Source organism: Pseudomonas sp. GW821-FHT09C09, assembly GCF_059418105.1.
The window spans coordinates 235,185-247,132 of sequence record NZ_JBWKPF010000008.1; the positions used below are offsets into that span (position 1 = coordinate 235,185).

Consider the following 11,948-nt stretch of genomic DNA (forward strand, 5'->3'; position numbering starts at 1 on the left):
CCTTAATGACTCCCTTGCCCGCACCTTTGCGCTGGCTCTACTCCCTGGAATGGCGCCGGGGTTTCTTCGACTGGGCGCGCAGCGACGGCGTGACCTGGGTGTACATCTTCAAGGTGTTGATTGCCGCGTTCCTGACCCTGTGGCTGGCGATGCGTCTGGAGTTGCCGCAACCGCGCACGGCGATGATCACCGTGTTCATCGTCATGCAGCCGCAGAGCGGCCAGGTGTTCGCCAAGAGTTTCTATCGCTTCCTCGGCACCCTGGCCGGGTCGGCGATGATGGTCACGCTGATTTCGCTGTTCGCCCAGAACACCGAACTGTTCCTCGGTTCGCTGGCGATCTGGGTCGGCATCTGCTCGGCCGGCGCCGCCCGTTGCCGCAACTTCCGCGCTTACGGTTTTGTGCTGGCCGGGTACACGGCAGCGATGGTCGGCCTGCCGGCGCTTGCCCACCCCGATGGCGCGTTCATGGCGGCAGTGTGGCGGGTGCTGGAGATCTCGCTGGGGATTCTCTGCTCGACCCTGGTCAGCGCCGCGATCCTGCCGCAAACCGCCAGCGCTGCGATGCGCAACGCCTTGTATCAGCGCTTCGGTGTGTTTGCATTGTTCGTCACCGATGGCTTGCGCGGGCGCAGCAAACCAGAGTCGTTCGAGGCCAGCAACGTGCGCTTCATCGCCGAAGCGGTGGGGCTGGAAGGGCTGCGCAGCGTGACCGTGTTCGAAGACCCGCACATGCGTCGACGCAACGGTCGGCTCAGTCGCCTGAACAGCGAGTTCATGGGCATCACCACCCGGTTCAACGCCTTGCACCAGTTACTGGAGCGCCTGCGCGTCAATGGCGAAGAGCATGTCGTGGCAGCGATCAAGCCGGGCCTGCAGGATCTGGCCGAAGTGCTCGACGGCTTCAGTGGTCGTGCCCTGACCAGCCCGGATGCGGCGCGTCTGGTGACGGCGCTGACGGCGTACAAGGAAGGTTTGCCGGCGCGGGTGCGCAGTCTGCGGGCGGCCTTCCAGGAGAGTGGGCCGAGCGACGCTGAGCTGCTGGATTTTCACACCGCGTACGAACTGCTCTATCGCTTCGTCGATGACCTGCACGGTTATGCACAGACCCACGCCTCGCTGGCCGATCACAGCCACGAACGTGAGCGCTGGGACGAGCCGTTCACCCCGCAGACCAGTTGGTGGGCTGCAGCAGCTTCGGGGATTCGTGCCACGTTCATCCTCGTCGTACTCGGCAGTTACTGGGTCGCCACCGCGTGGCCGAGCGGCGCGACCATGACCCTGATTGCCGCCGCCACCGTGGGCCTGTCGGCGGCGACGCCGAACCCGAAACGCATGGCGTTCCAGATGGCCTGCGGCACGTTCCTCGGGGCGTTGATCGGCTTCGTCGAAATGTTTTTCATCTTCCCGTGGATCGATGGTTTTCCGTTGCTGTGCGTGATGCTCGCGCCGGTGATCGTGCTCGGCTCGTTCCTCGCCTCGCGGCCGCAGTACGCCGGTGTCGGCCTGGGTCTGCTGATCTTCTTCAGCACCGGTTCCGTGCCGGACAACCTGACGATCTACAACCCCTACACCTTCATCAACGACTACATCGCCATGGTCATGGGCATGCTGGTTTGCGCGGCCGCGGGCGCGATCATTCTGCCGCCGAACAGCCGCTGGTTGTGGCAGCGCCTGGAGCAGGACCTGCGCGGGCAAGTGGTGTACGCGATCAGCGGCAAGCTCAAGGGCCTGGCGTCGAGCTTCGAAAGCCGTACCCGCGACCTGATGCATCAGGCTTACGGTCTGGCTGCCGGTCAGCCGCAGGTGCAGAAAAACCTGCTGCGCTGGATGTTCGTGGTGCTGGAGGTCGGTCACGCGATCATCGAGCTGCGCAAGGAACAGGCGATCCTGCCGGTGCACCCGGCCTATGCCGAATCGCAACCGTGGCGTCAGGCAATCCGGGTCATGGGGCGTTCGCTGGTGCGGCTGTTCCTGCAACCGAATGCGAGCAATCTGGAACGCGCACTGGTCGCCGTTGATCACGCGATCAGCCGTGTCGCCGCCACCGATGAGCCGTTTGCGCCGCATTTCGATACCTCCGCACTGCGGCGGGTGAAAAGCTACCTGCACTTCATCCGCACCTCGTTGCTCGACCCGCAATCGCCCCTTGCTGCGTACGCCATCGCCAAGCCCGAAGGACTTGCCCATGCCTCGTGAAATCGCCTTCCACGGCGTGTACATGCCGACCATGACCCTGATGTTTTTCGTCGCCGCGGCATTGGCCTGGGCGCTGGACCGGTTTCTGTCGGGGTTCGATCTGTACCGCTTTTTCTGGCACCCGGCGCTGTTGCGTTTGAGCCTGTTTACCTGTCTGTTCGGCGCGATGGCGCTGACTGTCTACCGTTGAGAACGTTCTGATGAAAAAGTTTTTCAGCCTGCTCGCGACCCTGCTGGTGCTGGCCCTGGCGCTGTGGATCGGCCGCACGTTGTGGGAGCACTACATGAACACCCCGTGGACCCGCGACGGTCGGGTCCGCGCCGACATCATCAACGTCGCTGCCGACGTCACCGGTGAAGTGGTCGATGTGCCGGTACGCGACAACCAGTTGGTGAAGAAAGGTGATCTGCTGATGCAGATCGACCCCGAGCATTACCGCCTGGCGGTGAAGCAGGCGCAGTCGCTGGTGGCTTCGCGCAAGGCCACGTGGGAGATGCGCAGGGTCAACGCCCACCGCCGCGCCGACATGGACGCGCTGGTGATCTCCAAGGAAAATCGCGACGACGCCAGCAATATCGCCGACTCCGCACTGGCCGATTACCAACAGGCCCAAGCGCAACTGGAAGCCGCCGAACTCAACCTCAAACGCACTGAAGTGCGGGCGGCGGTGGATGGTTATGTGACCAACCTCAACGTCCATCGCGGCGACTACGCCCGTATTGGCGAAGCGAAAATGGCCGTGGTCGACATGAACTCGTTCTGGGTCTACGGCTTCTTCGAAGAGACCAAACTGCCTCACGTGCGGGTTGGCGACAAAGCCGACATGCAACTGATGAGTGGCGAAGTCCTCAAGGGCCACGTGGAAAGTATTTCCCGAGGGATCTACGACCGTGACAACCCGGAAAGCCGCGAGCTGATCGCCGATGTGAACCCGACGTTCAACTGGGTACGTCTGGCGCAACGGGTGCCGGTGCGGATTCATATCGATGTGGTGCCGGAGGGTGTGCTGCTGGCGGCGGGGATCACCTGCACCGTGGTGGTGAAGCAGGACGCTGTCGAGTAATCCTTGTGGCGAGGGAGCATGCTCCCTCGCCGGATCGGCTTGTTGTCAGCCCTGGCAAAACGTTTCGTGCAAATGCCGCCAGATCACCTGCCCGGATTCGTTTTTTTCAAACACCACGGTTGAACGTCGATCCGTTTGCAACCCACTCGCATCGCTCTGTTGCTCGCGGTAACTCACCGTCGCACCGCGTTCGTGCAGAGCAATCCCGCAAAGCTCGCCGAGCTCGATCCTGAACCCGCTCTTTTTGCCGCCCGCCATTTGAAACAGCGCACGCAAGGCCTCGAAATCCAGCACACGCCCCAGCGGCGTCACCATGGAAAACCGTGGCGAAAAACGCGCCAGCAATCGTTCCAGTGCAGCTTCTTCCTCCTTCACGGCAAACCATCGTTCGATGGCCTCATGGGCCTGGATCACTTCGTCAAAATAGGCGGTGTAGTCAGTCATGTGGATTGTTCCTGAAGGGCAGGTGAGTTCAGCAGTGCGAGCACTTTCGTTGAATCGAAACGCAGCACGGCGGCCATCGGCAACAGCGTCAGCAACGCGGCGGCGAGAAAGCAGTATTGGAAACCGTTGGCGCCCAACGCGCCCAGCAATGAGCTGAGCAGCGCCGCGCCGAGGCAGAAGCCGAGTTGACGGTTGATGTTCCACAGGGCGCTGGAGTGGCCCATTTTTTCCGGCGTGATGCCGACAAACGCCAGGGTCTGCGCAGTGACGCTGCACAGACTGCCGCCCAGCCCCATCAGGGCGTAGGCGAAAATCAACGGGACGCTGGCGGGGTGGTCGATCTGCATCAGCACGACAATGCCCAGGCATTGCAGCAGCATCCCGGCAATCAGCAATGGCTTGGGGCCGATCCGGTTGAAGCTGCGTTTGCCCAGCATGATCGCCACGCCCGAGGCGGCCGCCCAGGACAGCATCAGCGCTCCGGTTTGTGCTGCGCCGAAACCGAGATCGTGCAGGTACAACACGGCGATCATGTTGGTGCCGGTGAAGATGCCGGGCACGAACAGATAGATCAGCATCGCCAGGCGCAGTGACGGGTTCCTGATCAGTTGCAGATCAAGAACTGCACCCGGTTTACTCCAGCCATCACGCAGGTAGATCCACAGGCTCAGGGCGCAGAGTAGCAGGACACCGCCCGCGATATATCGGGTTGCGGATTCGCTCGCCAGACTGACAGCAATCAACAACAGACTCAGGGCCGACACCGCCAGCAGCAGGCCACGTGCGTCCAGTGTCGGGCGTTCGCTGCTTGCCTGATCCGGTTTCAGCCACAGCAGGCCCAATCCGAAAGCCACGAGCGCCACCGGCAAGTTCAGGTAGAAAATCCAGCGCCAAGACAACGCTTCTACGATCAAGCCGCCCGCCGCCGGCGACAGGGCCGGCACCATCAGCGCCACCAGCAGAACTACACCGGTGAAGTGCGCGCGCTGTGTTGCCGGAAACTCTCGATAGGCCAAGGCCTGACCAACCGGCAGCAACAACCCGCCACCGAGTCCTTGCAGCAGTCGCCAGCCGATCAGGCTTTCAATCGAACTCGCCTGGGCGATGAGCCCGGAGGCGATCCCGAACACCAGCAGTGAACCGAGGATCAGCCGTCGCTCGCCCACCCGTGCCGCCAGCCACACGCTCATCGGAATGATCAGCGTCAGCCCGAGCATGTAGGCGTTGGTGATCCACGCCAGTTGCGTCACCGAAGCGTGCAACTGCGCGGCGATGTCGGGGTAGGCGATGCTGGCGGCGAACATGTTCAGCAAATCGAGGGCGAAGCCCAGCAAATACACCAGCGCGACTTTCGAGCGATAGGCCATGGCAGCTCCCTGTGATGAAGCGTGCAGGGTAGGGCGCTGGCGGCGATAGAAATACGCTGGTTTGACTGCTAGTTTGTCAAAACTATTTTGACAGTGGACGAGCGGAACATGGTCAGCCTGGATCGATTCGATACCTTCAAAGCCGTGGTCGAGGCCGGCTCGCTGACCGCAGCCGCCGATACGCTGGGGCAGACGCGGGCGGTGGTGAGCTTCAACCTCAAGCGGCTGGAGGAAGAGTTGGGCGTCACCTTGCTCACCCGCAACACCCGACAATTGGCCCTGACCGATGCCGGTGAACGTTTTTACCGACGTTGTCTGCGCACCCTCGACGAAGCGCGGCTGGCCATCGAAGAGGCCCGTTCGGAACACTCGCAGCTCAAGGGCACGCTGCGCATCACCACTACCGTGGAGTTCGCGCTGGCTCAGGTGGTGCCGGCGCTGGAGGTGTTTCGACAACAGCAGCCGCAACTGAACATTCACTTGTCCACCTCTTCGACCCATGCCGATCTGATCTCCGAACGCTTTGACATGGCGATCCGCCTGGGCCGCATGCACGACTCCAATCTGCGGGCGGTGCAGTTGTCGACGTTCGAGGTGTTTGCCGTGGCGGCACCGGGGCTGGTCGAGAATTTTGCACCGGTAGAAATTCTGGCGGTGCTGGAATCGATGCCGACACTAGGGCATGGGCGAGTGCCGGAAATGACGGTCACCGACCCGGCCGGCACCGAGCATTTCTACCAGCCTAAACCGGGCACAACCGCCATCGTCGCCGACAACTCGGCGACCCTGCGTGCCTTTGCACTGACCGGGCAAGGCGTGGCGATTCTGCCGCAGTGGCTGATTCAGGAAGACCTGGATGCCGGGCGGTTACAGCGTTTGTTGCCGGATTACCGTTTCGCTCAACAAGGCGTGTACGCACTGTACCCGGACACCCGGCACCTGCCGCTGAAGGTGCGGGCGTTCATTGATTTCATGAAAGGTTGGGGCTGACGCGGTTTCAGAGTTGCCCGCGCAAGCCGAAGCGCTTCATCAACGTCGACTCCAACAACCCTTTCGGCAACAGCGTCGCCAGCAACGGCAACGCCCGGCTGCCATTGCCGATGCGGATCAGTCGTGGTGGCTTGCTCTGCTGCACAGCCTTGAGCAGCTCGGCGGCAAATTCGCTGGCCGGTGTCGGCTTGTCTTGTGAGGCCTTGGCCCGCGCCCGAATGCCTTCACGCAATGGAAACCACGGCGATTGTTCGTTGATCAATTGCTCGGCCTCATGCCCGGCATTCTTGGCGAAGCTCGATTGAATTGCCCCCGGCTGCACTTCCATCACGCGAATCCCGAACGGCGCCAGTTCCATGCGCAATGCGTCGCTCAACGCATGCACCGCCGCTTTCGATGCGCAATAGGCCCCGGCAAATGGCGTGACCAGCACCCCGGAGACGCTGCCGACATTCACCACCAGGCCCTTCGCCCGGCGCAGCACCGGGAATAGCGCGCGGGTCACGCCGACAATCGAAAACACGTTGGTTTCGAACTGGCGCTGCATGGCCGGAACGCCGCCGTCGAGCAGCGGCCCCATGGCGCCGTAACCGGCATTGTTGATCAGCACATCGAGGCCGCCGTGTTGCTGGTTGATTCGCTCGGCGAGTTGTTCCAGCGCGGAGTTGTCATTGACGTCGAGTTGCACCGCCGTGAACCCGGCAGCGGCGAGTGCCGCGACATCTTCAGCCTTGCGCGCACTGGCCCATACCTCGTAACCGGCGCCTTTGAAGGCCTCGGCGAGGGCGCGGCCGATGCCGCTGGAACAACCGGTAATCAACGCAACGGGCATGGCGCATTCCTTGTGCAAAAGAGTGGGAGAGGGGATCAGTCGGAGAAACTACCCTGCAATCGCTCGGCGCGAAACTCCAGGGTTTGCGGGCGATAACCGGGACGCAGTGGCGGCATCGGCAAGCAGTCTTCCCAATTGCCACCGGCCTGCAGTTCACCGGGGCCGCGATAGCGCGGGGCGGCGTATTGATTGTCGGCCAGATTCACGGTGTCGCCCGGCGCGTACGCCGCGATGCGCCAGCGCAGTTCGGTCAGCGGTACGTCGTTGCCGTTGTTCAGCTTCAATTGCAGCGGACGATCCGCCGGGCACTGCTCAGGTGCATAGGTGATGCGCAACTCGAGCCGCGCCAGTTGCTTGATCTCGCGGTTGTCCAGCCACACCACCCACATTGCCACCAGCCCGAGGCCGACGGCGGCCGCCATGGACACCGGCAAGGCTTTGGCCGGGTAGCGCAACAGCAGGATCAGCCAGGTGATGACCAGCAAGACGCCGATGAACATGTTCGAACGCTCCTTGAACTCGTGATGACCATCCTACCGAAGGGGCGCGGGAATGGACATTCGCGGATTGATCGAGTGCGCCGTTGGTCGTGACTGTAATTTCTGACAGTAGCCGAAATAGCGCTGAGCTTGCTCAGATGCCAGAGTCACAACGAGTGCCGGTTGCGGGGGAGCGCGCTCCATGAGCTTGCACATCAATACGCCGAGGGTGTCTGTGGTCGACCCGCGCGGCTTGCCGGTTCGCACGGTCGACTATTGTCGAACCGTCGAGGGCGGCCCGGTCGATCTCCGGATTAACCGCACGCTTCACGATCCGGCAGGGAATGCGGTGAAACACTGGGATCCGCGGCTTTGGCTGTCACAGGCCGGCGACCCGCTGACGCCGGCCAATCTGACGCAGGTGTTTGTACTGGACGCCTCGGTCATACGTTCGGACAGCGTCGATGCCGGCACGCAAATCGAGTTGAAGGGGCTCGCCACGCAAACGGTGTTCAGTTGGGACAGCCGTCAGACACAGCGCGAGATCGAGCACGACTATCTGCTGCGCCCCGTCGCGATATTCGAAGAAGGAACGGGCGAGCCTCGGCGTTGTGTCGAGCGCCTGACCTACGGTCATCCCGGCAGCGGGAATCAGTCGCGAAACCAGTTCGGTCAGCTGATTCGTCATGATCATCCGGCCGGCAGCGTGCTTTTCAACGCGTTTGCCATCAGCGGCCCATGCACCGAGGACACCCGCCATTTCACGCTGGACCCGCTGACACCCCACTGGCCGGAGCTGGAGGCGGATCGTCAGCGGCTGTTGGAGCCTGGCGTCGGTGCAACATCGCAGTGGCGCCATGGTGCGCTGGGCGATGTGCTGGAACAGACGGATGCCCGAGACAACCGACATGCATTCGCGCTGACCGTCGATGGCCGCTTGCACGAGCGCCGTTTGCAGTTGAAAGGGGAGCCTGAGCAGATCCTGGTCACTGACATCCGCTACAACGCGCAAGGCAATGTCACGCAGCATACTGCCGGCAACGGTGTGCACACCAACCGGACCTATCGCCCCGAAGACGATCGCCTGTTGGGCCTTCGGTCCGAAGACGCTCACGGTCTCGGGCTGCAACACCTGATTTATGGATACGACAGGGTGGGCAATGTCCTGAGTATCGAAGACAGGACGCTGCCGATACGTTACTTCGCCAACCAGCGCATCGAGCCGGTCAGCCGCTTTGTCTACGACAGCCTTTATCAGCTGACCAAGGCGTCCGGCTGGGAAGCGGGTACTGTCAATCAGGGCCCGCAATCGATGGGGCGCATCGATCCGGCGGCGGTCAGCAACTATCAGCAGACTTACGAATATGATCCCGGCGGCAACCTGCGCAACCTGATTCATGTCGGGCCACAAAGCCACGGGCGCAAACTGCAACCGGCGAGTTACAGCAACCACACTTTGCCTTACACGGACGTCATTCCCGGCGATCCGCAAATCGAAGCGGCCTACGACCGCAGAGGCAACCTGCTGGAGCTGGAAGCGGGGCGGGTGCTGAGCTGGAACCTGCGCAACCAACTGCAATCGGTCAGCCCGGTGGCGCGTGCCTCCGGGCTCAACGACCACGAGGTCTATCTCTACGATGGCAGCAGTCAGCGGGTACGCAAGATCCGCTCTTTGTTAACCAATGCCCGAACCCTGGTTGCCGATGTGCGCTATTTGCCCGGGCTGGAGTTGCGAACCGACAACGGTTCCGGCGAACGGTTGCAGGTCATCATTGCCGACAATGCTCGGGTACTGCGTTGGGAGAGTCCGCCGCCCTGGGGCGCCGACATTCAATTTCGATACCAGCATGTTGATCGCCTGGGTTCGGGCAGTCTGGAAACCGCCGATGACGGTGCGGTGATCAGCCGGGAAACGTTTCACCCATACGGTACCAGTGCCTGGAAGGACGGCGAATTCAGCTACAAATACATCCGTTACTCGGGCAAGGAGCGTGATGCGACCGGGCTCGACTCTTTCGGTCTGCGCTACTACATCCCGTGGTTGCAGCATTGGTTGAATCCGGACCCCAAAGGCATGATCGACGGGCTCAATCTGTACCGTATGGTCGCCAATTCGCCGGTCACTTTTTTCGACAGCGACGGGGGAGGCAAAACCGAAGCCGATGAATTGAACAGCAGCGTGGACAAACAGCAGGCCTTGTTGTCAGCAGTGTCATCGGCTGTTGCGAACACCCGCAACTCCATCATGAATCACCTGTATGCCCGTCAACGTTTTCAGGGGCTGGGCAGACGCGTCATCACGCAATTGGGCAGTTCCGCAGTCAGCGCCGGCGCCAGCGCGGCAGGCTCCGTCGCAGGGGGCGCCATTGGCGGGCTGTTTGGTCCGGCTGGTGCGACATTGGGTACCGTTGCCGGGGAAAAGGCTGCATCAATGGCAGCAGGCAGCCTTGTGTCCAGAGTGGTGGACGCCTTTCAACTGGATCGCGCGATCAATTTCAAAGGCAATGAAATGAATCCCAGGGCTTTCATCGAAAGCGTCGAGCCGAAAAAGAGGCCGGGTCTGGCAACGCTAGGATTCGAACTCGCGGCATCGGATCCACGTACACCAGAAGGACGCGCCCGGCTCACCAGAGTGGCGGTCGATAAAACGATTGACAAGGTGGGTGGCAAGCTGGGTTCGGAGGTGCCGGGCCTGATAAGAACCGGAATTGAGTTCTACCGTGCCTCGCAAGGATTGAATGCAGAAGCACTGAGCGAAGCTTACGAACAAACGCCAGCGGTGATCGACATGCTGGAATTCAGAACACAGGCGATCAAGGACGAACTGGCTGTGTCCAGCAATGTAACTGAGGAGATCTTCGAAAAGGTTTCCGAGCTGTCTGCGCAAACTCCGGTCGTTGTTCAGGCGCTGAACAGGAGTCAGGACTTCATCGCGCTGGTTGGGCCGACGCCCTATGCCGGTAATCGGCACTCGGTCAAACGAGGGGCTCGAGCGAAGTCTCCTGCACCCCGGCAGCAGTCGTACAGCTGAAGCCCAAAAAGCCCCCGCCCAACCCACTGCGGATAGGGGACGCAGCAGGCTGGACAGGGGCTTTTAATTACAGAGCGATCACTGCGCGATGGTTTTCACCGACACGCCGCGTTCGATCGGGGTGGAGCGACCGTAGATATCTTCGAAGCGCTCGATATCGTCTTCACCCAGGTACGAGCCCGACTGCACTTCGATGATTTCCAGCGGGATCTTGCCCGGGTTGCGCAGACGGTGCACCGAGGCGATCGGGATGTAGGTCGACTGGTTTTCGCAGAGCAGGAACACGTTTTCATCGCAGGTCACTTCGGCGGTGCCGCTGACCACGATCCAGTGTTCGGCGCGGTGGTGGTGCATCTGCAGCGACAGGCACGCGCCCGGTTTGACCGAGATGTGCTTGACCTGGAAACGCCCGCCCATGTCCACCGAGTCGTAGGAGCCCCACGGACGATAGACCTCGCAGTGGTTCTGGGTTTCGCTGCGTCCCTGCTCGTTGAGGGTGTTGACCATCTGCTTGACGCCTTGGACCTTGTCCTTGTGGGCGATCATCATGGCGTCCTTGGTCTCGACCACGACAATGTTTTCCAGACCGATCACCGACACCAGTTTGCCGTTGCCGTGGATCATGCAGTTCTTGCTGTCCTGGATCACCACGTCGCCCTTGCTGACGTTGCCGTTGGCGTCCTTCTCGTTGACTTCCCACAGCGACGACCAGCAGCCGACATCGCTCCAGCCGGCGGTCAGCGGCACCACGCAGGCGCGCTGGGTCTTTTCCATCACGGAATAGTCGATGGAGTTGTCCGGGCAGCAGGCGAAGGTGGCTTCGTCGAAGGTGATGGTGTCCGGGTCCTGAGTGCTGCGCTCCAGGGTCAGCAGGCAGGTGTCGTAGATGTCCGGGTCGTGTTTTTTCAGCTCTTCGAGGAAGCGGCTGGCACGGAACAGGAACATGCCGCTGTTCCAGTAGTAACCGCCGGACTCGACGTATTCGGTGGCGCGTTTGACGTCGGGTTTTTCCACGAAGTGCGAGACGCGGCTGACGCCTTCCGGCAGAAGTGAATCGCCGGTGGATTTGATGTAGCCATAACCGGTTTCCGGTTTGGTGGCCGGCACGCCGAACAACACCATCTCGCCGTTTTCTGCCGCCACGGTGGCCAGGGCCAACGCACGTTGCAAGGCTTTCTGGTCTTCGAGAACGTGGTCGGCCGGCAGCACCAGCATCAGTTCGTCGCGACCTTCATTGACCAGCATCATCGCAGTCAGCGCCACCGCCGGCGCGGTGTTGCGGCCGAACGGCTCCATCAGGATGCGCTGGCATTCCAGGTTCCGGTTGCTCAGCTGTTCGTTGACGATGAAGCGGTGATCCTTGTTGCAGACCACGATCGGGGTGTCCATGCCTTCGAACACCAGACGCTCGAGGGTTTGCTGGAACAGTGTGTGTTCGCCGGTCAGGGCGAGGAACTGCTTGGGAAACTGCTTGCGCGAAAGCGGCCAAAGACGTGAACCGCTACCACCTGACAAGATCACCGGAATCATATTGTTTACTCCA

10 protein-coding genes are annotated in these 11,948 nt (G+C 61.5%); 5 read left to right on the plus strand and 5 right to left on the minus strand.

The features are described from left to right. The first annotated feature begins 5 nt into the window (after positions 1 to 5). The 3 genes from AC07NR_RS24065 to AC07NR_RS24075 are packed head-to-tail and all read left to right on the plus strand — an operon-like array spanning position 6 to position 3,262. Positions 6 to 2,198, plus strand: a complete 2,193-nt coding sequence (locus AC07NR_RS24065) for an FUSC family protein (RefSeq protein ID WP_495079622.1) — start codon at positions 6 to 8, stop codon at positions 2,196 to 2,198. Next, positions 2,188 to 2,388, plus strand: coding sequence for a DUF1656 domain-containing protein (locus AC07NR_RS24070; protein ID WP_003221811.1), 201 nt, complete (start codon positions 2,188 to 2,190; stop codon positions 2,386 to 2,388). Before AC07NR_RS24065 ends, AC07NR_RS24070 begins: the two co-directional genes overlap by 11 nt. Before the next feature lie 10 nt (positions 2,389 to 2,398). Further along, positions 2,399 to 3,262: an efflux RND transporter periplasmic adaptor subunit gene (locus AC07NR_RS24075; protein WP_495079623.1), complete on the plus strand. Its 864-nt coding sequence runs from the start codon at positions 2,399 to 2,401 to the stop codon at positions 3,260 to 3,262. 45 nt (positions 3,263 to 3,307) lie between these two features. On the opposite strand, the gene AC07NR_RS24080 is transcribed toward AC07NR_RS24075, so the two are convergent. Continuing rightward, entirely contained in the window at positions 3,308 to 3,706 is a 399-nt protein-coding gene (locus AC07NR_RS24080) for a DUF4440 domain-containing protein (RefSeq protein ID WP_248738260.1), read from the minus strand. Then, entirely contained in the window at positions 3,703 to 5,073 is a 1,371-nt protein-coding gene (locus AC07NR_RS24085; RefSeq protein WP_495079624.1) for an MFS transporter, read from the minus strand. The genes AC07NR_RS24080 and AC07NR_RS24085 overlap by 4 nt, the downstream gene beginning before the upstream one ends. Before the next feature lie 108 nt (positions 5,074 to 5,181). Between AC07NR_RS24085 and AC07NR_RS24090 the strand changes: the two genes are divergently transcribed. After that, on the plus strand, positions 5,182 to 6,063 hold the full coding sequence (locus AC07NR_RS24090) for a LysR family transcriptional regulator (protein WP_495079625.1): 882 nt from the start codon (positions 5,182 to 5,184) through the stop codon (positions 6,061 to 6,063). A gap of 7 nt (positions 6,064 to 6,070) precedes the next feature. Here the strand turns inward: AC07NR_RS24090 and AC07NR_RS24095 are convergent, their stop codons facing one another. Together AC07NR_RS24095 and AC07NR_RS24100 are read right to left on the minus strand one after the other, a co-directional pair. Then, entirely contained in the window at positions 6,071 to 6,895 is an 825-nt protein-coding gene (locus AC07NR_RS24095; RefSeq protein ID WP_495079626.1) for an SDR family oxidoreductase, read from the minus strand. Between the two features lie 35 nt (positions 6,896 to 6,930). Then, positions 6,931 to 7,395 carry a multidrug transporter gene (locus AC07NR_RS24100; RefSeq protein ID WP_248738256.1) on the minus strand — a complete coding sequence of 155 codons (465 nt, stop codon included), beginning with the start codon at positions 7,393 to 7,395 and terminating at the stop codon, positions 6,931 to 6,933. A 181-nt stretch (positions 7,396 to 7,576) separates the two neighbouring features. Here AC07NR_RS24100 and AC07NR_RS24105 point away from each other — a divergent pair, with 181 nt between their 5' ends. Next, positions 7,577 to 10,405: an RHS repeat domain-containing protein gene (locus AC07NR_RS24105; protein WP_495079627.1), complete on the plus strand. Its 2,829-nt coding sequence runs from the start codon at positions 7,577 to 7,579 to the stop codon at positions 10,403 to 10,405. Between the two features lie 78 nt (positions 10,406 to 10,483). On the opposite strand, the gene AC07NR_RS24110 is transcribed toward AC07NR_RS24105, so the two are convergent. Next, positions 10,484 to 11,935: a mannose-1-phosphate guanylyltransferase/mannose-6-phosphate isomerase gene (locus AC07NR_RS24110; protein WP_134825554.1), complete on the minus strand. Its 1,452-nt coding sequence runs from the start codon at positions 11,933 to 11,935 to the stop codon at positions 10,484 to 10,486. Positions 11,936 to 11,948: the final 13 nt, after the last annotated feature.

Coding starts and splice junctions, on each gene's coding strand:
- AC07NR_RS24065 (WP_495079622.1), top strand. CDS start 6: ATGACTCCCTTGCCCGCACCTTTGCGCTGGCTCTACTCCCTGGAATGG.
- AC07NR_RS24070 (WP_003221811.1), top strand. CDS start 2,188: ATGCCTCGTGAAATCGCCTTCCACGGCGTGTACATGCCGACCATGACC.
- AC07NR_RS24075 (WP_495079623.1), top strand. CDS start 2,399: ATGAAAAAGTTTTTCAGCCTGCTCGCGACCCTGCTGGTGCTGGCCCTG.
- AC07NR_RS24080 (WP_248738260.1), bottom strand. CDS start 3,706: ATGACTGACTACACCGCCTATTTTGACGAAGTGATCCAGGCCCATGAG.
- AC07NR_RS24085 (WP_495079624.1), bottom strand. CDS start 5,073: ATGGCCTATCGCTCGAAAGTCGCGCTGGTGTATTTGCTGGGCTTCGCC.
- AC07NR_RS24090 (WP_495079625.1), top strand. CDS start 5,182: ATGGTCAGCCTGGATCGATTCGATACCTTCAAAGCCGTGGTCGAGGCC.
- AC07NR_RS24095 (WP_495079626.1), bottom strand. CDS start 6,895: ATGCCCGTTGCGTTGATTACCGGTTGTTCCAGCGGCATCGGCCGCGCC.
- AC07NR_RS24100 (WP_248738256.1), bottom strand. CDS start 7,395: ATGTTCATCGGCGTCTTGCTGGTCATCACCTGGCTGATCCTGCTGTTG.
- AC07NR_RS24105 (WP_495079627.1), top strand. CDS start 7,577: ATGAGCTTGCACATCAATACGCCGAGGGTGTCTGTGGTCGACCCGCGC.
- AC07NR_RS24110 (WP_134825554.1), bottom strand. CDS start 11,935: ATGATTCCGGTGATCTTGTCAGGTGGTAGCGGTTCACGTCTTTGGCCG.